The organism is Streptomyces sp. TP-A0874 (assembly GCF_001748085.1).
In the GTDB taxonomy this organism is placed as follows: Bacteria; Actinomycetota; Actinomycetes; order Streptomycetales; family Streptomycetaceae; genus Streptomyces.
In genome coordinates this window covers 390,152-412,187 of record NZ_BBZK01000004.1, presented here as the reverse complement: position 1 = coordinate 412,187, position 22,036 = coordinate 390,152, and the positions used below count along the sequence as shown (strand labels likewise).

Annotated in this window: 23 protein-coding genes; 12 read left to right on the top strand and 11 right to left on the bottom strand. The window is 73.1% G+C overall.

All coding sequences use genetic code 11. The annotated features are described in order from the left end of the window. Positions 1-35 precede the first annotated feature (35 nt). Positions 36-959 carry an NADP-dependent oxidoreductase gene (locus BGP73_RS05870; RefSeq protein WP_069812387.1) on the top strand — a complete coding sequence of 308 codons (924 nt, stop codon included), beginning with the start codon at positions 36-38 and terminating at the stop codon, positions 957-959. Between the two features lie 24 nt (positions 960-983). On the opposite strand, the gene BGP73_RS05865 is transcribed toward BGP73_RS05870, so the two are convergent. The 4 genes from BGP73_RS05865 to BGP73_RS05850 form a co-directional block, all read right to left on the bottom strand. After that, positions 984-1,340: a VOC family protein gene (locus BGP73_RS05865; RefSeq protein WP_069812386.1), complete on the bottom strand. Its 357-nt coding sequence runs from the start codon at positions 1,338-1,340 to the stop codon at positions 984-986. 164 nt (positions 1,341-1,504) lie between these two features. Beyond that, positions 1,505-1,951 carry a CBS domain-containing protein gene (locus BGP73_RS05860; protein ID WP_069812385.1) on the bottom strand — a complete coding sequence of 149 codons (447 nt, stop codon included), beginning with the start codon at positions 1,949-1,951 and terminating at the stop codon, positions 1,505-1,507. A 117-nt stretch (positions 1,952-2,068) separates the two neighbouring features. Continuing rightward, positions 2,069-2,464, bottom strand: coding sequence for a DUF2795 domain-containing protein (locus BGP73_RS05855; protein WP_069812384.1), 396 nt, complete (start codon positions 2,462-2,464; stop codon positions 2,069-2,071). A gap of 187 nt (positions 2,465-2,651) precedes the next feature. Then, on the bottom strand, positions 2,652-3,809 hold the full coding sequence (locus BGP73_RS05850) for a baeRF2 domain-containing protein (protein WP_069812383.1): 1,158 nt from the start codon (positions 3,807-3,809) through the stop codon (positions 2,652-2,654). A gap of 120 nt (positions 3,810-3,929) precedes the next feature. Between BGP73_RS05850 and BGP73_RS05845 the strand changes: the two genes are divergently transcribed. From BGP73_RS05845 to BGP73_RS05825, 5 genes are all read left to right on the top strand, one after another. After that, on the top strand, positions 3,930-4,193 hold the full coding sequence (locus tag BGP73_RS05845) for a DUF6158 family protein (RefSeq protein ID WP_069812382.1): 264 nt from the start codon (positions 3,930-3,932) through the stop codon (positions 4,191-4,193). A gap of 439 nt (positions 4,194-4,632) precedes the next feature. Next, positions 4,633-5,004 carry a phage holin family protein gene (locus BGP73_RS05840; protein WP_069812381.1) on the top strand — a complete coding sequence of 124 codons (372 nt, stop codon included), beginning with the start codon at positions 4,633-4,635 and terminating at the stop codon, positions 5,002-5,004. 167 nt (positions 5,005-5,171) lie between these two features. Beyond that, a complete protein-coding gene (locus tag BGP73_RS21820; RefSeq protein ID WP_170837755.1) occupies positions 5,172-5,639 on the top strand; it encodes a DUF3618 domain-containing protein in 468 nt (155 codons plus the stop codon). A gap of 6 nt (positions 5,640-5,645) precedes the next feature. Next, on the top strand, positions 5,646-5,909 hold the full coding sequence (locus BGP73_RS05830) for a DUF4235 domain-containing protein (RefSeq protein ID WP_069812379.1): 264 nt from the start codon (positions 5,646-5,648) through the stop codon (positions 5,907-5,909). Between the two features lie 412 nt (positions 5,910-6,321). Continuing rightward, a complete protein-coding gene (locus BGP73_RS05825; RefSeq protein ID WP_069812939.1) occupies positions 6,322-6,807 on the top strand; it encodes a GNAT family N-acetyltransferase in 486 nt (161 codons plus the stop codon). 160 nt (positions 6,808-6,967) lie between these two features. On the opposite strand, the gene BGP73_RS05820 is transcribed toward BGP73_RS05825, so the two are convergent. Then, positions 6,968-7,924, bottom strand: coding sequence for an LLM class F420-dependent oxidoreductase (locus BGP73_RS05820; protein ID WP_069812378.1), 957 nt, complete (start codon positions 7,922-7,924; stop codon positions 6,968-6,970). A 325-nt stretch (positions 7,925-8,249) separates the two neighbouring features. Between BGP73_RS05820 and BGP73_RS05815 the strand changes: the two genes are divergently transcribed. From BGP73_RS05815 to BGP73_RS05805, 3 genes are all read left to right on the top strand, one after another. Next, complete coding sequence (locus BGP73_RS05815) at positions 8,250-9,059, top strand: SigB/SigF/SigG family RNA polymerase sigma factor (RefSeq protein ID WP_069812377.1); 810 nt, start codon at positions 8,250-8,252, stop codon at positions 9,057-9,059. Between the two features lie 177 nt (positions 9,060-9,236). Then, positions 9,237-10,511: an aminotransferase class I/II-fold pyridoxal phosphate-dependent enzyme gene (locus BGP73_RS05810; RefSeq protein ID WP_069812376.1), complete on the top strand. Its 1,275-nt coding sequence runs from the start codon at positions 9,237-9,239 to the stop codon at positions 10,509-10,511. After that, positions 10,508-11,527, top strand: coding sequence for an MBL fold metallo-hydrolase (locus tag BGP73_RS05805; protein WP_069812375.1), 1,020 nt, complete (start codon positions 10,508-10,510; stop codon positions 11,525-11,527). The genes BGP73_RS05810 and BGP73_RS05805 overlap by 4 nt, the downstream gene beginning before the upstream one ends. Positions 11,528-11,579: 52 nt before the next feature. Here BGP73_RS05805 and BGP73_RS05800 read toward each other — a convergent pair whose 3' ends face one another. Both BGP73_RS05800 and BGP73_RS05795 read right to left on the bottom strand, forming a co-directional pair. Further along, entirely contained in the window at positions 11,580-12,209 is a 630-nt protein-coding gene (locus BGP73_RS05800) for a DedA family protein (RefSeq protein WP_069812937.1), read from the bottom strand. A 29-nt stretch (positions 12,210-12,238) separates the two neighbouring features. Then, entirely contained in the window at positions 12,239-13,021 is a 783-nt protein-coding gene (locus BGP73_RS05795) for an MBL fold metallo-hydrolase (protein WP_069812374.1), read from the bottom strand. A 208-nt stretch (positions 13,022-13,229) separates the two neighbouring features. On the opposite strand from BGP73_RS05795, the gene BGP73_RS05790 reads away from it, so the two are divergent. The 3 genes from BGP73_RS05790 to BGP73_RS05780 all read left to right on the top strand — a co-directional run bounded on the left by BGP73_RS05790 (position 13,230) and on the right by BGP73_RS05780 (position 17,125). After that, positions 13,230-14,171, top strand: a complete 942-nt coding sequence (locus BGP73_RS05790) for a ketopantoate reductase family protein (RefSeq protein WP_079127235.1) — start codon at positions 13,230-13,232, stop codon at positions 14,169-14,171. 335 nt (positions 14,172-14,506) lie between these two features. Beyond that, positions 14,507-16,702 (top strand): phage holin family protein, encoded by a 2,196-nt coding sequence (locus BGP73_RS05785; protein ID WP_069812372.1) that lies wholly within the window; start codon positions 14,507-14,509, stop codon positions 16,700-16,702. Positions 16,703-16,819: 117 nt separating this feature from the next. Further along, positions 16,820-17,125: a 4a-hydroxytetrahydrobiopterin dehydratase gene (locus BGP73_RS05780; RefSeq protein ID WP_069812371.1), complete on the top strand. Its 306-nt coding sequence runs from the start codon at positions 16,820-16,822 to the stop codon at positions 17,123-17,125. A 21-nt stretch (positions 17,126-17,146) separates the two neighbouring features. Here BGP73_RS05780 and BGP73_RS05775 read toward each other — a convergent pair whose 3' ends face one another. The 4 genes from BGP73_RS05775 to BGP73_RS05760 all read right to left on the bottom strand — a co-directional run bounded on the left by BGP73_RS05775 (position 17,147) and on the right by BGP73_RS05760 (position 21,892). After that, positions 17,147-17,695 carry a DUF402 domain-containing protein gene (locus BGP73_RS05775; RefSeq protein WP_069812935.1) on the bottom strand — a complete coding sequence of 183 codons (549 nt, stop codon included), beginning with the start codon at positions 17,693-17,695 and terminating at the stop codon, positions 17,147-17,149. 290 nt (positions 17,696-17,985) lie between these two features. Beyond that, positions 17,986-18,819 (bottom strand): aldo/keto reductase, encoded by an 834-nt coding sequence (locus BGP73_RS05770; protein ID WP_069812370.1) that lies wholly within the window; start codon positions 18,817-18,819, stop codon positions 17,986-17,988. Between the two features lie 104 nt (positions 18,820-18,923). Next, a complete protein-coding gene (locus BGP73_RS05765) occupies positions 18,924-20,747 on the bottom strand; it encodes an AMP-dependent synthetase/ligase (protein WP_079127234.1) in 1,824 nt (607 codons plus the stop codon). Between the two features lie 260 nt (positions 20,748-21,007). Beyond that, positions 21,008-21,892, bottom strand: a complete 885-nt coding sequence (locus BGP73_RS05760; RefSeq protein ID WP_069812368.1) for a LysR family transcriptional regulator — start codon at positions 21,890-21,892, stop codon at positions 21,008-21,010. Positions 21,893-22,036 lie beyond the last annotated feature (144 nt).

Sequence of the window (22,036 nt, the reverse complement as noted above, 5' to 3'; positions counted from 1 at the left end):
TCAACGCTCGGGGCGGCCCGGCCGTTGGCCACGGCATGAAGGCAGTCACGATCAACGCGTACGGGGAGACCCCACGGCTGAGCGAACGGCCGGATCCGAAAGTGGGGCCGGACAGTGTGCTCGTCCGTACCAAGGCGGTGAGCGTCAACCCGGTCGACTGGAAGGTCGCCGACGGGAAGCTCGACGCCGTCCTGAACGTCCACTTCCCCCTCATCCTGGGCTGGGACGTGGCCGGGGTGGTGGAACGGGTGGGCCCGGCGGTCACCGAGTTCCGCCCCGGCGACGAGGTGATCGGCTACAACCGGCAGGACGTCGCCGAGTTCGGAAGCTACGCCGAGCTGGTCGCCGCCCCGGTGCGCACCCTCGCCCGGCGGCCGGCCTCGCTCAGCTGGCAGCAGGCCGCCGGGCTCCCGCTGGCCGGTCTCACCGCCACCCAGGCGCTGCGGGCCGCGGCGGTCTCCACTGACGACACCGTGCTGGTGAACGCGGCGGCCGGCGGTGTCGGCTCGCTCGCTGTGCAGATCGCGGTCGCCCGGGGGGCCCGGGTGATCGGCACCGCCAGCAGCCGCAACCACGACTACCTCCGGTCGCTCGGCGCGGAGCCGGTGAGCTACGGGGAAGGGCTCGTCGACCGGGTGCGGGAACTCGTGCCGGGCGGGGTCGACGTGGCGCTCGACCTGGTCGGCGGCGCGGCGACGGCCGCCTCGCTGGAGTTGGTGAGGTACCCCTCCAGGGTGGTGTCCATCATCGATCCGGGCATCGCCGAATCCGGCGGCCGCTATGTGTTCGTACGTCCCGACGCCAGTGACCTGACCGATCTCGGGGAACTCGCCGACGCCGGGAAGCTGACCGTCAACGTTCAGCAGGTGCTTCCGCTGGAGGAGACGGACCAGGCGTTCCGGATGAGCCGCGAGGGTCGGACCCGGGGCAAGATCGTGCTGGTCGTGCCCTCTGCCTGACGCCCGCCCGAGGGCGGGCCGGCGTCAACGCGCGGGCTCGCCCCGGTCGACGTACTCGAAGATGGAACCGTCTGGGTGACGGGCCAGCAGCGTCCGTCCCGACGCGTTGCCCATGGGGCCGGCGAGGATCTGCGCCCCCACCTCGGTGAGCACCCCCGCGGCCTGCGCCACGTCCTGGACCGCGATGGTGGCCGCGACCTTGCGCAGCACCTCCAGTTCCGCCGGCGGCCCGCTCATCAGCAGAAACGGACCCACCGCCGCGACTGACACCGCGCCGCGGTCGAAGCGCTGGGCCCGCTCGCCGGTCAGGCGCTCGTAGACGGCGACGGCGGCGGGCAGGTCCGCGACGCACACGCGTAGTGAAGTCCCCATGATCTCCATGGAGTTGAGCCTAACGGCGGAGGGGTCGGTAAGACGAGCGCCGCCGGTGCGCACCACCGTCCCGTGTCGTGCGAGGGCGGGCGGACCCGGTGGCTGGTGCCGGTGCTGGCAGAGGAACCCCGCCGGACGCGGCACTCGGACCCCACCGGACCCGCCCGCGGGCCTCAGGCGGTGGCCGGTGGCTCCGGCCAGCTGTCCGGGGCCGCCCGGCTGATGTCGGCCAGCGCCGAACGCGGGTCCTGCTCCTCGGCCAGGTCGCCGATGGTGACCACGCCAGTCGTCCGGCCGTCCCTGGTGACGGGGAGCCGGCGTATCGCGTAGGCGCGCATCAGCGAGATCGCCGTGGACACCGAGTCGTCGTCGCTGATGGTGATCGGGTCCGGGGTGCAGACCGCCTCGGCGGTGACCGCCAGGGGGTCCACCCCCTCGGCGATGGCGCGGAGCGTGATGTCCCGGTCGGTGAGCACGCCGAGCAACTGGCCGTCGTCCTGCATGACGAGGACGTCCCCGAGGTCCTGCTCCCGCATCATCTCGGCCGCTTCCACGACCGAGGCGTCCGGCCGCACCGCGGTGACGGCGGGCGTCATGACCTCTCTCACGTACTGTGCCATGGAGCTGTTCGCCTTCTCTCGTGCTGGGCTGTCCTGACACCGTCCGGGTTCCCAGCGGGTGGCCCCCGATGCGCGTCACGCCGCGGAACCGTCTCCGGCGGGGAGCGGCCCACCCCGTCACGAACGCGGCCGGTGACCCAGCGCCGTCATCACTTCCTGGACGTTGCGGTAGGTGTCGCCCCCAGGGAGCGAGCTGGCGATGTCGACGAGTTCGGCGGGCGCGTGACGCTCGTCCAGCACGTTCAGCAGGTCCTGGCGCTCCGCCGGGAAGGGGGTCCGCCCGAGGTACCGGGCCAGCTCGAAGCGCAGGCCCTCGTCGCGCAGCTCCTCCTGGTCCTCGTCCCTGAGCCGGGGCTCCGGACCGGTCGTGACCGCGGGATCGTCGTCCGCGCCGGGTTCCGGATCGTTCCACTCCTCGGCCCTGGTGGAGTGGCCGGAGCGGAGCATCCCCTGGAGCTGGTGCTTCATCTCGTCGTCCTGGTGGACGTTCAGCCGGTCGCTGCCACGCTGCATGTCGTCCTCCCTGCTGCCCCCGCCTCTGCCGTCCCGGCGTCCGCCGGGCTGCCGCGGCCCTCCCCGTCGGCACGCCGCGGACCATCGCCGCGGTGCCGCCGAGGTCCTCGCCGGTCTCGGGGAGGCCTTGGGCCGCGTGGGCCTTCCCGGGAGTTCTGCGAGCCTGGGGCCTCGTTCGTCGTCCGCCTCACCGCGCTTCCGGGTGGCCGTTGTCGGATGGCCAGCGGAGCAGGGCTCCGAGGCCGCCGGCCGGCAGGTCGTCCGGTACGTCCTCCGGTCGGTAGACCGCCAGCACCTCGGCTCCGCCGGCCGCCGCCGCACGCAGCAGCGCGTCGTCCGCCCGGGCGGGGAACGGCTCGGTGTCACCCAGGTACTGCAACTCCGTGTGGCGGACGCCGATCTGGTCGGGCTCCCGACCGACCCACACCTCGCGGTGCAGGTCGGGACCGTCCGGCCGGAACAGCAAGGAGCCGATGCGGTGCTGGCGGGCGGCCCGGACCAGCGCCGGCACCCCTTCGACCGCGTCATGCTCGTCGACCGCGGCCTGGGCCCGACCGGCCCGGAGCTGGTCCACCGCCTGGGCGGTGTGCCCCTGTACGTGGTCGAGGCGGGCTCGGGACACCTCGGCGTCGAGCAGGACGGGGTCGGTGCCGGCCGCCCGGCTGCCGTGCTCGACCTCGACGGCGGCCTCCCGCAGCGGCTCCGCCAGCCGGTCGTGGACGGCCCGGCGCTCCCGGGCGTCCCCGACCAGCACCAGCAGATCGGGTCGGGTCTCCTCCCAGCGGTGCCGCAGGGCCTCCGCGATCTCCCCGGCGTTGTGCTCCCAGGTGTTCTCCACCCGAAGCTGGAAGTGGCGCTCGGACCAGTCGGCCGATCCGGTGCGGTGCACCGGCCACTCCGTGCCCCGGCACTCCCCGGCCGGCGACCGGCCCCAGTCGTCGCGGAGCTCGAAGTCCGCGCCGGTCCGGTCGATGTAGGCGACCAGGCACTTCGGGTCCTCGCCCTTGAAGTCCACCAGCGGTCCGAGGTGGGGCAGGGCGGACCAGTCGGCGATCGGGCCGCTCTCGGGAGCCGTAGCCAGCGGGGTGCTCAGCACCACCTCGCCGCCGCCTGCGAACACGGCGTATCCGGCGGCGCCGCTGGAGCGGGGGATGGAGGCCAACTCGTCGCGGACCGCCCGGCAGGTCGCCGGGTCCGCCCCCTGCCGGGCGAGGAGGTCGCAGGCCTCCCGCGCGGTCGCCTGCTGCTCTCCGGCCGCCGACTCCGAGACCTGCGAGGTGTTCATGTAGACGGACGCCCAGGGTCCCGGCGCCTCCACGACCGGCCTGAGGAACGCGAGGTCCATGGCTTCCTCCGTACTCGTCTGTATCGGTGGTGCGAATCGGGTACCCGGTGGGCCTACCGCGACACAACCGCGCGGGGCGCCGGGTTCGGGAAGACCCGGGCGAGAGGAGAGGAGTGGGCCATGGCCGACGGCGAGAGCCGGCGGGGCGGTGTCGACCCCGCCACCCTCGAGGAAGCGCAGCTGCTCAGGGAGCTGGAGACGATCCACCGCACGCGGCACGAGACCCTGCTGCACGGATCCTCCGACGCGCTGGGCGCGCACAACTCGCGGATGGCGGCGTTGGAGGGGGAGTACCTGCGCAGACATCCGCGTCGGCAGGTCTCCCCGGGACGCACCCGGGCCGGTGCCCGGGCCCGGCGGCCGGCCGACGAGGCGGGCGCCTGACGTCCGGTCCGGTTCGTGAGCACCGCTGCCCCCGACGTTCCGCAAGGCCACGCCCCCGTGGGTGGTTGGGCTTCAGCCCGACCTGCCGCGGGGGCCGGTCCGGTGCTCGTCCGAGCAGCCCGAGAGCCGGACCGACCTGCTCGTCTCCCTCCCGAGGACAGCCGCTTCCAGGGTGAATCGCCCAGTTTGTCTGGTTTGCCGGAATGGGAAGGGGTCACTCGAGGACCGGGCCCATGGCGCTTGGCGCTCACGGGGGCGGGAGGTTCTCCAGGAAGGAAGGACGGGGCCATGGCGGTGCTCGCTGTGATCATTGTGCCGATATCCATGCTCGGTCTCCTTGTGGCCATGGGCCGCTACGAGGAACTCATCTTCATGAAGGAGGCGAAGAGCAGTGACGGCAACAGTGGATCAGCAACCGTCCCGAACGGGCGAACCGTCGATGGCAGAGCTGGTGAAACAGGCCGCCGAACAGCTTTCCGACCTGGTGCGCGGTGAGATCCGGCTCGCTGTTGCGGAGATGACCCGCAAGGGCAAGCGGGCCGGCATCGGTGCCGGAATGTTCGGGGCGGCCGCAATCGCACTGCTGCTCGCACTCCAGGCGCTGGTCGCGACCGCGATCGCCGCGGTCGCGATCGCGCTCCCCGTCTGGGCCGCCGCACTGGTCGCCGCCGGAGCGCTGCTCCTCGTCGCCGGCTTCCTGGGGCTGCTGGGGATGAGCCAGACCCGGCGGGTCACCCCCCTGAAGCCGGAGACGGCGATCAACGGAGTGAAGGCCGATGTCGAGGCGATCAGGATGAGGGCCCACCCATGACCAGGGCGCCGGAACGACCCGGGACACCGCAAGGGACCGAAGCGCGTCCAGCGGGCGGTACGCCGCCCACCCCCGAAGCCGACCTGAGGCGAGCCGGCCCCGCGGAGGAGCGGGGCGAGAACGGCGGGCTGGGCGGCTCTACGACGGCCGAGCGCCAAGAGCCTGCCATGAGTGCGGAGCCCGCCACGAATCAGGGGCCTGCCGCGGACCGGGGGCCCGAAGGCCGGCCGGGGGCACCGGAACCGGCCGGGCCACCGCCGTCCGCCCCGAAGTCGAACACCCCCGAGGAGTTGCGCGCCGAGGTGGCCGAGGCGCGTGAACGGCTCGGCGGCACGGTCGAGCAACTCGCGGCCCGGGCGGACGTGAAGGCCCTGATGCTGCGGAAGACCGCGCGGATGCGTGGGCGGGTGAACCACAGTGCGCTCCGCGCCGGACACCTGATCACCCGGTCGGGACCGCGGCAGCTCCGCCGAGCCGGTACTCCGGCCCTCGTCGCGGCCGGTACGGGCACCGCGGCGCTGATCACGGCCGCCGCCCTGCGAACCGCCCGCCGGAGAAGAGGGGCCCCCGGCGGGCTCGCCCGGGCGTGGGTCTTCGACGGCCGCGCCCGGAGGATCCTTCGGCGCTGGAGGTGACGGACCGTGGGCAAGGCCTTCTACAAGGCGATGAGCATGCTGTTCGGCGTGGTCGGCGGGATGCTGGCCGGCAAGGTCTTCAGCATGCTCTGGCGCAGGGTCGCCGGCGAGGAGGAAGCGCCGTCGGCCACCGACCAGGACCACACCTGGCGTGAGGTGCTGCTGGCGACCGCGGTCCAGGGCGCGATCGCCTCGGGCGTCCGGGCCGCCGTCCGGCGCAGCGGAGCGGCGGGCGTCCGCAAGGTCACCGGCCACTGGCCGGGGGACTGAGGCACGGCCTCGCCGAGGCCGCCGGGCCTCTCGGGACTCTTGGGGCGTCGCAGGGCCGCGTCCGGCAGTCCGCCAGGTTCCGGCGTCCCGTACTGGAGTCCGCCGCGCCCTGGCGCCTGGACCTGAGACCTCACTCACGCCTCCCGACGGTTGTCCACGAGACGCCTCATCGTGGCGAGTCGGCGTGGTGAGTCGGCGTGGTGAGTCGGCCGAAAGTCGAGGCGGGCCCGGTACGAGGCTTTCGGCCGCTTGCTCGCTGCCGCCCCACTCCCTCCGGGACGCCCCGCCGCCTCCGAGCACCTGCTCCCCGCGGGGAGATCCGAAGCAGGAGCGTCCCAGGAGGGCCAGCTGGTGCCGGCCGGTGCCGGCCTGCGTCCAGCGGCCCGCCGGGCGGTCGAACTACTCTTCGGGCATGGTGAGACTCGAACGCCTCCATGAGGAGCACGCGCAAGCCCTGCTGGCTTTCGAGCGGGAGAACCGGCAGTACTTCGCCCGGTCGATACCGGATCGCGGAGACGCGTACTTCGGCGAGTTCACCGCCCGTCTCCGTGTCCTGCTCGCCGAGCAGGACACCGGCCGCTGCCACTTCCACGTCGTTCTGGACAGCCGCGGTGAGCTGATCGGTCGTGTCAACCTCGTCGACGTCGAGGACGGCTCCGCGGAGCTCGGCTACCGGATCGGCGAGCGAGCCGCAGGCCGGGGAGTGGCCACGGGAGCGGTCGGCGAGGTGTGCCGGCTGGCCGCCACGGTCTATGGCCTCTCCGCCCTCACCGCGGCCGCCACCCTCGACAACGTGGCCTCCCTGACGGTGCTCGAACGCAACGGGTTCACGGCGCTCGCCAGGGACATCCTCCTCAACGGGCGTCCGGCCGTGCGGTTCCAGCGCCGGCTCGGCTGACGTTCGGCCGCGGGCCGAACGGCGAGCCGCCCCGCGCGTACTCGCCCCTCACCCATGCGGCAGCTTCCCGGGCGCGCCGATCCGCCAGGGACGGGGCGACGACGTGGGAGTCTCACCGGCCTCCCGTCCCGGACGCCGGTTCCGGGGCGGCACTGAGGGCTCACTCGGTCAACTGAGGCAGCACCCTGGTGCGGTAGAAGTCGAAGAAGCCGCGCTGTTCGGGGCCGATCTGGCTGACGTAGACGACGTCGAAACCGGCGTCGTCGAATCTGCGGAGCGCGGCCAGGTGCTCGTCCGGGTCATCGCCGCAGGGCACGGACGCGGTCGCCCGTTCCTGGGTGACGAGCTGGTTCGCCTGCTCGAACTGGGCCGGGTTGGACAGGGTCTGTACCAGTTCACCGGGCAGGGCGTCACTGGACCACAGTCGGTGGACGGTGCGCGCCGCCTCCTCCGCATCGGTGCCCCAGCAGACCTTCGTGCCCCCCAGCACCCGCTTGGCACCACCGCCGCTCTTACGGAACCGGGCCACCGCCTCGGCGTCCGGGAGCACGGTGATGTAGCCGTCCCCGACCCGCCCGGCCAGCTCGGTCGCGGCCGGGCCGAAACCGGAGACGTCGATCGGAACCGGCTCGTCCGGGACGGTGTAGAGCCGGGCGTCCTCGACGGTGTAGTGCTTGCCGTGGTGGCTGACCCGGTGGCCGGTGAACAGCTGCCGCATCACCGCGATCGCCTCCTCCAGCATCTCCAGCCGGATCGCCGGCTCCGGCCAGTGCTGGCCCAGGATGTGCTCGTTGAGCGCCTCCCCACTGCCGACACCGAGCCGGAAACGCCCCTCCAGCATCACCGCGGAGGTGGCCGCGGCCTGAGCCACCACAGCCGGGTGGATCCGGTGGGTGGGGCAGGTCACCGCGGTCTCCACGGGGAGCGAGGTCGCCTCGGCGAGCGCGCCGATCACCGACCAGACGAAGGGGCTCTGTCCCTGGGCCTCGCACCACGGGTGGTAGTGGTCGGAGATCCACAACGCGGTGAACCCGGCCTGTTCCGCCATCCGCGCCTGTTCGACCAGTTCGGCGGGGCCGTGTTCTTCGCAGGACAGGAGATAGCCGTACTCCGCCATGGGTGACCTCCTTGTTGGCGTGCACTCGAGAGCGGGTTACCTGGCCAGGGGGGTGGAAACCCTCCGCTCGCGGAGCCGCCGACTGTGTTGGACGATGAGAGACGGAAGCTCCGACCACCGGAGCCCGCCGCCCGCCCGAGCTGAGGCACGGCCCGGTTTTCACCGCCGGGACGAGGGGCAGGCGGGGACCATGCTTCGGACCGTAGACACGCCCGTGGGACCGACTGGGAGCGCCGTGGAAGTCCCGAGTGGACCCCACGACCGAAGAGGCCCCGGTCGTTCCCCCGAGAACCATGAAGTCCGCCGTCCCGGGAGCTGTTTGTTCATGACGACCACCCGAACCCATCCCAAACGCACCCGTTCCAGGCATCCGCACGACGACGCGCCGGACACCTCGGCCGAGTTCCGCAAAATGGCCGAGCTCCCGGACGGGCCGGAGAAGGACGCGCTCCGGCAGCAGGTGGTCAGCGCCTGGATACCGATGGCCGAGCGGCTGGCCCGCCAGTTCCGCAACCGCGGGGAGTCGCTGGAGGACCTCCAGCAGGTGGCCGCGCTGGGTCTGGTCAAGGCGGTGATGCGCTACGACCCGGAACGCGGCAGCGCCTTCGAGAGCTTCGCGGTGCCGACCGTCGTCGGCGAGGTCAAGCGGCACTTCCGGGACCACATGTGGGGACTGCACGTACCCCGCCGGGTCCAGGAGTTGCGCAACCGGGTCCGGGTCGCCTACCGGGAGCTGTCCACCACCCTGGACGGGCGCGGCCCCAGCATCCGGCAGGTGGCGGAGCACACCGGGCTGGCCGAGGAGGACGTACTGCTCGGCATGGAGGCACTCGACAGCTACACACCGCTCTCGCTCGACGCCGAACTCCCCGGCTCCGAGGACGGCTACTCGCTGGTCGACACGCTCGGTAACGCCGAACCCGGCTTCGACCTGATCGTCGACCGCGAAGCCCTCAAACCCAAGCTCAGCCGACTGCCGGAACGGGAACGCCAGATCCTCTACATGCGCTTCTTCTGCGATATGACCCAGAGCCGCATCGCCGAACAGCTCGGCATCTCCCAGATGCACGTCTCCCGGCTGCTCAGCCGCACCTGCGCCAGCCTCTGCGACCAGATCATGGCCGACGCCTCCTGATCCGGAGCTGCCCCGGGCGGACCGGGAGCACCACCCGTGCGGCGCGGCCCCCGTCCCCCTCACCCGGCCGCACCGCCCGGCACGGCTCCCCGGGAAACCGTCGCGTTGCCGCCGGTGCGCGATCTGCGAAGGTGGGAACACCGACCCATCGTGCCGATCGATCCGTCGGAGGTAGGGATGCAGCGGACCGCGCCCGGTGTGCACCGCGCGCACCAGAGCACCGGCTCCTTCGGCCCGCCCACCACCGCCCCGGGACTTCCGGTACTCCCCGAACTCGCCGCCTGCCTCGCAGGCGCCGCCGGGGACGCGGCCCGGGAGCCGGTGGGCGGCGGCCCGCGCCTGCTCGACGCCGTCCGCGGCTACTGGTGCCGACGCGGACTCCACACCGACGTCCCCCACGTCGCGGCGGCCCCCGGGGCGGAACCGCTGCTGCTCGCCCTGCTGCTGGCCATCGGCGGCGATGTGCTGCTCACCCGTCCCTGCGCGGCCTGGTACGCCCCGCAGGCTCTGACCGCCGGCCGACCCGCCTACCACCTGCCCACCCCCGCCGAGTGCGGAGGGGTGCCGGACCCCGTCGCGTTCCGCGAGACGGTGCGGCGGATCCGCGCGGAGGGCGGCGACCCCCGGGTCCTGGTGCTCTCGGTGGCAGACGACCCCTGCGGCACCGTGCCCCCTCCCGAACTGGTGCGGGACGCCTGTGAGGCGGCGGCCGACGAGGGGCTGTGGATCGTCAGCGACGAGACCTACCGCGACGCGGTCCACGCGCCCGAGGAGACCGTGCTGGCCAGTCCGGCCGAATTGCGCCCGGAGCACACCGTTGTCCTCGCCGACCTCGGCGCGGCCACCCTGCCGCCCGGCTGGCCGGCCGCCATCGCCCGCTTCCCGGCCACCGCCCGGGGCGGTACCCTGCGCACCGCGGTGCTGCGGGCGGGCGCCGGGCTGCGGGCCGAGATCCCCGGTCCGATCGCCGCCGCGGTCACCTACGCGCTCGGCGACCCCCCGGCCGTCAGCGAGCGGCGGGCGGCCGCCAACCGGATGAACGCCGGCCTGGCCACCGCCGTTCACCGCGTCCTCCTCGCCGCCGGAGCGCTCAGCCGCCCACCGGCCGCCGGCGACCAGCTCTACGCCGATCTCGAACCCCTCCGGCCGGCCCTCGCCCGCCGGGGCGTCACCGACTCGGTCGAACTGGAGGCCCACTTCTCCCGGCTGCTCGGCACGCCCGTACCGGGTGGCCACCGGTTCGGCGACGCCCCCGACGCGCTGCGCCTGCGGCTGTCCGCGGGGCCCCTCGCCGGCACCACCCGTGAGCAGCGGATGCGCGCACTCACCGCAGCGGAACCGCTCACCCTGGCGCACGTCGAGGAAGCCCTGGCAGCCTACGAGTCCGCGTTCACCGCGGCAGACACCGGGACTGAGCCGCCCGGAGACCAGACCGAACGGAGTCGCCGATGACGGAAAAGACCGAGCAGCCTCCGGCGCCGCCGCGCCCCCTCGGCGAGATCCGCAGTTGGCCGCGGTCCTTCACCGACCGGCTCACCGCGCCGCTCCCCGGGGTCCGGGCGCTGGCGAGGCTGGCCCGGCAGGGGCTGCTCCGCCCGCCTGCCGACACGCTCGGCGAGATCCCCGCACTCCCCTTCGAACCCGGTCCGCTGCCGCCCGCCGAACCCGGCACGGTAGCGGTCACCTGGGCCGGGCACGCCAGTTGGGTGGTGCGGATCGGAGGGCTCACCGTCCTCACCGACCCGGTCTGGTCCCGGCGGATCCTGGGCACGCCGGCGCGCGTTACACCGGTCGGGGTGGCCTGGCGCGACCTGCCCGCCGTCGACGCCGTGGTGATCAGCCACAACCACTACGACCACCTGGACGCTCCCACCCTCAAACGGCTGCCCCGCGACACCCACCTGCTGGTCCCCGCGGGGCTGGCCGGCTGGTGCCGGCGGCGCCGCTTCACCCGGGTCACCGAACTCGACTGGTGGGAGGCGGTGCAGCTGCCGGCCCCGCACGGCGGGGAGGTGCGCTTCGACTTCGTACCGGCGCACCACTGGAGCAAGCGGACCCCCACCGACACCTGCCGATCACTGTGGGGCGGTTGGATCCTGACCGATCCACACGGGAACCGCGTGCACTTCGCCGGGGACACCGGCTACGGGCACTGGTTCCAGGAGATCGGCCGCAGGTACCGCGACATCGACCTGACCCTGCTTCCGATCGGGGCCTACGAGCCGCGCTGGATGCTGGGGGCGGTGCACACCGACCCGGAGGAGGCGGTGCGCGCCTGCGAGGACCTCGGCGCCCGCAACATGGCGCCGATGCACTGGGCCACCTTCCTCCTCTCCGCGGAGGCCCCGCTCGAGCCGCTGACCCGGGTGCGGACGGCCTGGGAGGCGACCGGCCGCCCCCGTGAGCAGCTGTGGGACCTGCCGATCGGAGCCTCCCGCACCTTCTCCCCTCCGCTGCCGAGCCCGTGACCCCGGCGCCGCGCCTCCCGGCCCGGCGGTGTGCACGACCGGCGCGGTCGCCTCAGCCGCCCGGCCCGGTACGGGGACCCTCCGAGGGCGCCGGGTGGTTCCGCACCCACCGCCAGAGCCCGGGCACCGCACCGGCCAGCACGGTCAGGACCACCGCCGCCACCACTCCCTGCCAGGGCCTGCGGAACAGCGAGCCGCCGAGCAGCCCGATCAGCTGGTAGGCGGCGGTCCACGCCAGGCAGGCCGGCAGGTCGGCGCGGACGAACCGGCGCAGCGGCATGGGGGCCAGCAGGCAGGCCAGCATCACCGGGACCCGGCCCCCCGGCAGTAGGCGGGACACCACCAGCACGGCCGCTCCGTGGTCGTCCAGCTTCCGGCGGGCGCTCGCCAGTTGGTCCGGCGAGGCGCGCTCCTGCAGCCGGGTCAGCCACCGGGTCCCGCCGCGGGAGCCGAGGCCCCGCCCGCCGAGCCAGTAGAGCGCCGTGTCACCGGCCAGGGCGGCGGTGGAGGCGACGAGGAAGACCGCGGGGAGGGCGAAGGGCGAGCTCTGGTGGAAGGCGACCACCGCGGCCGAGCTCACCAGCGCACCGGTCGGCACCAGCGGTACCAGCGCCCCCAGTACCACCAGCAGGAAGAGCGACGGGTAGCCGACCGCCTGCTGGGTCTGCTCGGGCGGCACCATGTGCGCCGTCTCCCGCGCCAGTGCGCCGATCAACGGGCGACCTTCAGCCGGACGCTCTCCCCGTGCTCCAGCGGACACACGGTGACCTGCGGTGTCAGCCGTGCCGCATGCCGGGCGAACTCCTGCCCAGGCGCGTAGAACTCGTGCGGCCGCACCGCGTCCATCCCGATCGGCCAGTAGGTGCCGTAGTGCACCGGCACCGCGCAGCGCGGGAGCAGTCGGGACAACGCTTCCGCCGCCCCCGCCGCGTCCAGGTGGCCCGGGCCGAGATAGGGGCCCCAGCCGCCGACCGGCAGCAGGGCGACGTCGCAGGAGCCGACCGACCGCGCCATGCCGTCGAACATCCGGGTGTCGCCGGCGAAGTACGTCCGTGCCTCGCCCTCGACGACGTAGCCCAGCGCGGGCACCAGCCGGGGGCCGTACGGCAGCCGCCGACCGTCGTGCGCCGCCGGTACCGCCCGCACCGTGAGCCGGCCCACGGCGACCTGCTCGCCCGGCCCGATCTCGCCGATCCGGAGCCGGCCGCAGGAGGCCAGTCGGCGCAGCCTGGGAACAGCGGCGAGCGCACCCCGTGGCACCAGCACCAAGGTGCCGGGCGAGAGCCGGGCCAGGGACGGCAGGTGGAGGTGGTCGGAGTGGAGGTGGGAGACGAGCACCACGTCCGCCTCGGCGGCCTCCGGGGGCGGCAGGGCGCCGGCCCGCCGCCGGAGATGGGCCAACCGGGAGGCGAAGACCGGGTCGGTGAGCACCCGCACCCCGGAATCCACCACCGTCGCCGTGGCATGCCCCCACCAGGTGATCTCCACCGCCACTCGTCCCTCCCCTCACACCGGACCGCGCGCCGCAGCGGACCGGCTGAGGCCCGCCGCCCCAGCGTAGACCCGGGCCCCGGCCGGCTCCCCGGAGAACGAGGGACCGGAACCCGACGGCGTGCGGTCCGAGGCGCGTGGCTACCGTTCCTCGCACCCGGTCATCGAGGAGAAGCGACCGGGACGAACCCACGGAGAAGGGTGACGAGGAATGACGGCAGCAGGAGCGAACTCCGCATCGCCAGCGGAACGGGAGCCGGCGGCCCGGCCGGCGACCGTGGCCGTGCTCGGCCCCGGTGGTGTAGGAGGGCTGGTCGGTGCCCTGCTGGCCCGTGCCGGCCACCGGGTGATCTGTCTGGCCGGCACCGCCACCGCCGATGCGCTGCGGCGGGACGGACTCACCGTGAGCAGCGCCCAGTACGGCGACTTCACCGTTCCGGTCGAGGCCGACACCGAACTGCGGGAGCAGGTGGACGTCTGCTTCGTCACCGTCAAGCAGACGGCGCTCGCCGACGCCCTGGAGCGGATCCCGGCCGGAGCGCTGGGCGGCGGGCTGGTGGTGCCGCTGCTCAACGGCGTCGAACATGTCGCGGTGCTGCGCGAGCACTTCCCTCCGGAGCGGGTGATCGCCGCGACCATCACCGTCGAGTCGACCCGGGTGGCCCCCGGGCGGATCGAGCACGGCGGCCTCCACCCGGCGATCCGGATGGCCCCGCTCCGCTCCCCGGATCCGGCCGTGGACAGGCTCACCGGGCTGCTGGCGGAGGCGGGGCTGAAGGCGGCCACGGCGGCTGACGAGACGGAGACGCTCTGGGGCAAGCTCTGCTTCCTGGCCCCCATGGCGCTGCTGACCACCCGGTACGGGTTGACCGCCGGTGGGGCACGGACCGAGCGCCGCGCCGAACTGCATGCCGTGATCGCCGAGGTCACCGCGGTGGCCAGGGCCGCCGGGGCGCCCGTGACCGCGGAGGACATCCAGCAGAGGTTCGACGCCGCACCGCCCACCATGAAGTCGTCCATGCTCCGCGACGCCGAAGCCGGCCGGCCGCTGGAGCTGGACGCGATCGGCGGCGCCGTGCTCCGTGCGGCCGAGGCGCTGGGGGTGGCGGCACCGGTGACCAGGCGGATCGTCACCGAACTCCGGGCCCGCTGAGGAGGCTCGGCCGGCTACCGGCGGTGGCCCGTGAGGGACCACCCCGGCGCCGGGCCGGGGCGACGGGTGGGAGGTCCGTCACCCCGCCCACCGGCCACAATCCGCACACACTATGACAGGGTGAGGGAGAGCGGCCGATACCGTGCGGCCGGTAGGGCGTGACCGTCGGATCTCCGGGGGGTGGGGAACGAACCGGCGCCGGGGCCCCGTAGCGCGGCTGCCGGAAGGGTGCGGCTGCCGGAAGGGTACGGAGGCGCCCCACGCGTGCCCGACGGAGGCGGCCGGGGCAATGTGCCCAACCCCGTGGCACAGCCGATCCGAACGACACACCCAGGATGAGACGGGAGAGCGGGCGACGCGTGGTCGAGGTCAGATGGCGGGCCGTCGGTGGGGCCGCGTTCCGAGTGGTCGTGGTGTGGCTGGTCAGCACGCTCACCATGCTGCTGCTGGCGGCCGTCCTCCCCGACTTCCGACTCCAGTCGCCCGGCGGCGACAGCGCGACCCGGGTCGCGGCCACGGCGGCCTTCGGAGCGGGCGCTTTCGGGCTGCTCACCGCGCTGGTCTGGCCGCTGCTCATCCGGGCCCTGCTGCTGGTGCCCGCGCTCGTCTGCGGGCTGCTGGTGTTCTTCCTCAACGGTTCCCTGCTGCTGCTCGCACTGCGGATGGTGCCGCACGGCAGGACGTCGGCCGCTCCCGAGACGGCCGTCGTCGTCGCCGCCGTGATGTCCGCCGTCGCCTCGGCGGCCGGTACCGCGCTTGCGGTGCGGGACGACCGCGCCTACCGCCGCCGGCTCTACCGGCTGGCGTCCCGCCGCCGACGGCGCCGCGGTCCCGACCCGGAGACGTTCACCACCCCGGGCACCGTGTTCCTCCAGCTCGACGGGGTGGGCCACGATGTGCTCCGGGACGCCCTGCGCCCCCGGGAAGGAGCCAACGGCAGGCGCAGACCGCCCGTCATGGAGACCCTCGCCCGCTGGCACGGCGACGGCAGCCACCGGCTCACCGGCTGGCGCACCGACTGGTCCAGCCAGACCGGCGCCAGCCAGCTGGGCATCCTGCACGGCAGCAACCACGACGTTCCCGCCTTCCGCTGGTACGAGAAGGAGAAGCGTTCGCTGATGGTCTGCAGCCGGCCGAGCAGCGTGGCCGAACTCCAGCGCCGGGCGCAGGAGCGCACCGGCGACCCGGGGCTGCTGGCGGCGGACGGGGCGAGTCGGGGAAACCTGTTCAGCGGCGGCGCCGACCAGCTCGCACTCGTCCTGTCGATGGCGGCCAGACGCGGCCGGGAGAACCGCTCCCGGGCCGGCTACTTCGCCTACTTCAGCGATCCGGCCAACGCGAGCCGCACGGCCGGCTCCTTCCTGGCAGAGGTGTTCCGGGAGATCGCCCAGTCCACCCGGGCGAAGCTCCGCGGCGAGCGGCCACGGGTCGGGCGCGGTGGCCTCTACCCGTTCATCCGTGCCTTCGCCACCGTGGTGCAGCGGGACGTGGTGGTGGCAGCCGTGATCGGGGACATGCTGATGGGCCGCACCGCCGTCTACGCGGACCTGGTGGCCTACGACGAGGTGGCGCACCACTCCGGGCCCCGCAGCCGCGACACCGTCCAGGTGCTGTCCCGGCTGGACCGCTGCATCAAGCTGATCGCCCAGGTCGCCGAACACGCTCCGCGCGAGTACCGCATCGTGCTCCTCTCCGACCACGGGCAGAGCTCCGGCGCGACGTTCGCCGACAGCTACGGACTCACCCTGCAGGAACTCGTCCGGGCCGGCTGCGGTCTCCCCCTGTCCCGCCGCGCGCGGCGCTCGGCCAGCGGTGCGGAGGCCCGGGCGGCGGCTCGCGCGGCGCTGCACCGGCCCGAGCAGGGCACCGACGGGGGCGAGGGGGTGGAAGAGAGCGAACTCCGCGGCTCCCGGGCGACGGACCCGGTGGTGCTGAGCTCCGGCAACCTCGGCCTGATCAGCTTTCCCGAGCTGCCGGGACGGGCGAGCCGGGAGGCGATCGAGCGCTGCCATCCGGGCCTGCTGGCCACCCTGGCGGACCACCGGGGCATCGGCTTCCTGCTGGTGCGCAGCGAGCAGCACGGAGCGGTGGTGCTGGGGCCCGGCGGCGCGGAACACCGGCTGGAGACCGGTGAGCTGATCGGCGCGGACCCGCTCGCGCCGTTCGGGCCGGGCGCGGCAGCGGCGGTGCGGCGCACCGACGGCTTCCCACACGTCGCCGACATCATGGTCAACTCCAGCTACGACCCGGTGACCGGCGAGGTGCACGCCTTCGAGGAGCAGATCGGCTCACACGGCGGGCTGGGCGGCTGCCAGGGGCGGGCCTTCCTGTTCTGGCCCGTCGAACTCTCGCCTCCGCTGCCGGGGGGTGGCGGTGAACTCGTGGGCGCGGAGCAGCTGCACCGGCTGCTGCGCCGCTGGCTGCTGGAGGCAGCCGGCCCCGACGTCCGGCTGCCCGCTCCCCGGGTGACCCCGGCACCCCGCACTCCGAGTCGGCCGGACGGCCGCAGCGAGTCGCGGTCCCGTTCCTGACACACCTGCGGGGTGCGGTGGAACCGGCCGCCACCGGTGGCAGGCTGGGAACGAGCATTCTCCGCAGGCTCCCCGCGCTCCCGCAGGTCAACCGCCAGCCCCCCGGAGGCAGCAGACATGGCACCCGAACCGCTCTCGCCCAGCCAGCTCAAGGACGCCCTCACCGAACTTCCGAGCTGGTCCGTTCGGGACGATCACCTTGAACGGAGCTACACCTTCGAAGGGCATCTGGCCGCGGTCGCCGCCCTCACCCAGATCGCCCGCGTCCAGGAGTCGCTGGGACACCACGCCGATCTCACTCTCAGCTATGACAAGCTGTCCGTCTCGGTGAACACGCACAGCGTCGGCGGCAAGGTGACGGAGCTGGACACCGAGCTGGCGCACCGCATCGAGCAGATCGCCGTCGAGCACGGCGTGGCCTGACGGCCGCGGACCGGTCCCGTCTCAGCACCGACGACCCGGCACCCGTCCCGGGCGGTCGTCCAGGAGAGCGCCGAACCGGTCCGCCCGTGCCAGCCCTTCGAGTTCGTCCAGCGCCTCCCGGGCCCGGGCGGCCGCGACGGGGTCGCGCTCGGGCAGGCCGCTGTCGAGGAACTCGTCCTCGTCCAGCCGGAGCACCGTGCCTCCGTCGGCCGAAAGCCAGAGGTCGAGATCGAGGTCCTCCACGGTGAGCGAGTCGGACCGCACGACGGCCGGCCGGGTGACATCGCAGTACCAGCCCTTCAACCGCCCCGAGGCGTCGCGGACCTCCTTCACCGAGTACCACCGGTCCCGCCAGTAGTGCTCGCGGAACACGTCGCCCCGCTCGAAGCGGACGAATCCGAAGTCCCGGTCGGCAGCGCCGGCCCAGGGGGCCCGTACGACGAGGTGGTCGCCGTCGTCGCGGATCACGACCGCCGAGTAGCACACATCGGCCCGGGGCGTCTTGACGAGCCGGACGGTCACCTCGCCGCCGGGTGTCAGGACCGCCGTCCCGCCAGCTTCCCCTCGCATAGCCGTCACCACTCGCCTCTTGCCGTCGCAGTCCGTTCGCGCCGACGCCACCGGCCAGCGCACACCGTGCAGGATCGCCCGGTCCGGCACGCCCCGCCAGTCCTTTTCGCCCCGGTGGCCCTGCTCACCATAGGCCGCCCGGCCACCGGCACTCCACGGCCCTCGGCGAGTTCTCACCGGCGACGCTCTGCACGCATCGACGTGGCACACGGCGAGGCGCCGCCCGAAGTGGTTCGGGCGGCGCCATGGTGCCCACCGGGTGCCGCGCGGTACGGCACGGGGGTGGCGACTCAGACGATGTCGAACACCGCCGGGTCGGGGCCGAGGCGGTTGCCGGTGTGCAGCGAGGCGACCCCGGCCATGTCCTCGGCGTCCAGCTCGAAGCCGAAGACGTCGAAGTTCTCCCTGATCCGCGAGGGCGTGACCGACTTCGGGATCACGATGTTGCCGACCTGCAGATGCCAGCGGAGCACGATCTGCGCCGCGGTCCGGCCGTGCTTGGCGCCCAGCTCGGCGAGGAGGGGGGTGTCCAGCAGCCCCTTGCCCTGGCCCAGCGGGGACCAGGCTTCGGTGGCGATCCCGTGCTCGGTGTTGAAGGCCCGCATCTCGGGCTGCTGGAACTGCGGGTGCAGTTCGATCTGGTTGACCGCCGGCACCACCGAGGTCTCCTCCAGCAGCCTCCGCAGTTGCTGCTCCGGGAAGTTCGAGACACCGACGGCCTTGGCCCGGCCGTCCGAGAGGATCTTCTCCAACGCCCGGTAGGTGTCGACGTAGCGGTCGCGTCGCGGAAGCGGCCAGTGGACGAGGTACAGGTCCACGTAGTCCAGACCGAGCTTCGACAGTGAGGTGTCGAAAGCGCTCAGCGTCGCGTCATAGCCGTGGTCGCTGTTCCACACCTTGGTGGTGACGAAGAGTTCGGCCCGGTCGATGCCGGACTCGGCGAGCGCCTTGCCCGTACCCTCCTCGTTGCCGTAGACGGCCGCGGTGTCGATACTCCGGTACCCGGCCTCCAGTGCGGTGCCGACGGCCGCGGTCGCCTCGTCGTCCGGCACCTGCCAGACACCGAAGCCGAGTTGCGGCATCCGCACGCCGTTGTTCAGGGTGATGAAGGGGACCTTGCTCACGGGCGGTCGATCCTTAAAGCTCGTCGGACAGGTACGCGCAGCCTCAAACGATCAAGCGTTGCCGGGTATTCCCTGCCCGCTCGGCCGAGCGGGCACACCCGCCGTCAGGATCGGTAGAGCGCCTCCACCTCGATGCCGTAGGAGTTCTCGATGGCCTTCCGCTTGAGCTTGTGCGAAGGGGTCAGGAAGCCGTCCTCCTCGGTGAACTGACCCGCCAGGATGCGGAACGTCCGGATCGACTCGGCCTGCGACACCATGGTGTTGGCCGCCACCACCGCACGCCGCACCTCGTTCTCCAGATCGGTGTCGCGCACCAGGTCTGCGGGGCTCAGCTGAGGCTTGCCGCGCATCCGGAGCCAGTGCGCCACGGCGTCCGGGTCCAGGGTGATCAGAGCGGCCACATACGGACGGTCGTTGCCGATCACGACACACTGGGCGACCAGCGGATGGAGTCTCACCCGCTCCTCCAACGGGCCGGGTGAGACGCTCTTGCCACCGGAGGTGACGAGGATCTCCTTCTTCCGGCCGATGATCGTCAGATAGCCGTCCTCGTCCAGCGAACCCAGGTCACCGGTGGCCAGCCAGCCGTCCCGCAGCGCTGCCGCGGTACCGGCCGGGTCGTTGAGGTAGCCGCTGAAGACGTGCCCGCCACGGAGCCACACCTCTCCGTCCTCGGCGATGCGCACCGTCGTCCCCGGCACCGGCTGGCCGACCGTGCCGTAGCGGGGCCGGTCGGGCGGGTTGGCGGTGGCCGCCGCGGTGGACTCGGTCAGCCCGTAGCCCTCGTAGACGGTGATTCCGGCGCCGGAGAAGAACAGCCCGAGCCGGCGCTGCATGGCCGACCCTCCGGACATCGCCGTCCGGACCCGTCCCCCCATGGCGGCGCGGAGCTTGCCGTAGGCCAGCTTCTCGAAGAACTGGTGCTGCATCCGGAGCGCCGCCCCGGGGCCCGGGCCGGTGCCGAAGGCCTTCTCCTCCCCGGCCTCCGCGTATCGCACGGCGACCTCGACGGCCTTGTCGAAGGCGCTCAGCCTGCCCTCGGACTCGGCCTTGCGCCGGGCCGCCCCGAAGACCTTCTCGAAGATGTACGGGACGGCGAGGATGAAGGTGGGCCGGAAGGCCGCCAGGTCCGCCATGAGCGCGTCGGCGGAGATGTCCGGCTGGTGGCCCAGTTTGATGCGGCCCCGTACCGACGCCACCTCCACGATCCGACCGAAGACATGTGCCAGCGGGAGGAAGAGCAGGGTGGAGGCGCCGCCCCCGCTCTCCGGTCGGAACACCGGCTCCCAGCGGCTGACCAGGGCGTCGGCCTCGAACATGAAGTTGGCGTGGGTGAGGACGCAGCCCCTGGGCCGACCGGTGGTCCCCGAGGTGTAGATGACCGTGGCGGGGGAGTCCGGCGTCACCGCGAGACGGTGGCCGTGCACCATGTCGTCGATGACGCGCTCGCCGTCCCGGGTCAGTTCGCCGACGCAGTCCGCGTCCATCTGCCAGAGCCGGGCGAGCTGCGGCAGCCGGCCGATGACCGAGCCGACGGTCATCGCGTGCTCCTCGTGTTCGACCACGCAGGCCGTGACCTCCGAGTCGTGCAGCATCCAGAGGACCTGCTCCGGCGAGGAGGTGGGGTAGATCGGCACTGGCTGGGCGCCCACGCTCCACAGGGCGAAGTCGAAGAGGGTCCACTCGTAGCGGGTGCGGGACATGATGGCGACCCGGTCGTTGTATCGCACCCCGTGTGCGATGAGCCCCTTCGCCAGGGCGAGGACCTCGTCCCGGAACTGCTCGGCGGTCACGTCCCGCCAGTGGCCGTCGACCTTGCGTCCGAGAACCACCCGCTGCGGGTCGTCGGCCGCGTTGTCGAAGACGATGTCCGCCAGACCGCCGGACCGGGGTGCCGCCGCCACTGGGGGGACGGTGAACTCTTGCAACGAACTGCTCCTTGAACGCTCCGCACAGCGCCGTGACCGTACCCGATGGCCGACAGGCACGAGCGAGGCCGTGACCACCAGCGACGGTCGACGGGCACCGCCCAGAAAGCGGAGTATGGCGGTTGGGGAGCGTGCCGGGGACGATCCGGCGGTGGGACCGGCCCCACGGCGCGGAATCTGCACCGAATCCACCCTCCGCGGGCACCGCGGCTTTACCGATGACCTCGGGTGGAGCCCTGTCCCGCAGGGGCGAGCGGTGGTCAGCTGGACCGCTGCCGGTGCAGCCGGTCGCCCGCCGCGAGGATCGCCGCGGCCAGGGCGTTCGCCGCGGCGCCGGGCCGCTGCGGGGAGCTCGACGGCTGGCCGCTGTGCGCCAGCACGAAGTCCACCCGGCCCAGGTCCGGCAGCCCCGCCCGGGGCGCTACCCGGACCAACCCCGCCGGAACCATCCCCTCCGTGTGCGGCATCACCCCCAGGCCGGCGCGCGCCGCCGCCACCAGCCCGCTGAGGCTCCCGCTGGTACAGGCGATGCGCCAGGAGCGCCCTTCCCGTTCCAGCGCCTCCAGGGCCCGGGCCCGGGTCAGGCCCGGGGGCGGGTAGACGATCAGCGGCACCGGCCGGTCCAGGTCGATCCGGAGGCGCTCGGCGCCGATCCACACCAGCTTGTCCCGCCACATCAGCTCTCCGCCGCTGTCCGGACGGAGGCGCTTGGCCAGCGCCAGGTCCAGTCGGCCGGCGGCGAGCCGCTCGTGGAGATTGCCCGACAGCCCGACGGTCAGCTCCAGCTCCACCCCGGGGTGGTCGCGTCGGAACGCCTCCAACACCTCCGGCAGCCGGGTCAGGACGAAGTCCTCGCTGGTGCCGAAGCGCAGGCGGCCCTGGATCCGGCTGCCGGCGAACCAGCCGGCCGCCCGCTCGTTCGCCTCCAGAATGGTCCCGGCGAAACCGAGCATGGCCTCGCCGTCCTCGGTGAGCTCCACCCCGTGGGTGTCCCGGGAGAAGAGGCGGCGGCCGGCCGCCTGCTCCAGCTTCCGGATGTGCTGGCTCACCGTCGACTGGCGCAGTCCGAGCCGCCGGCCGGCCTGGGTGAAGCTGAGGGTCTGCGCCACGGTGAGGAAGCTCCGCAGCTGAACGGGGTCGAACAAGATGCTCCGTCCTCCTGGCCGACTCCCCGCCGGGACGAGGGGAGGTCGGTCATCACGTTATGCGATGGCAGTGAGAACGCCGAGCACGGTTCACCATGAGCCACTCATGGGGCACGCTGGGGAGCGCGCCGCACCTGCCCGCCG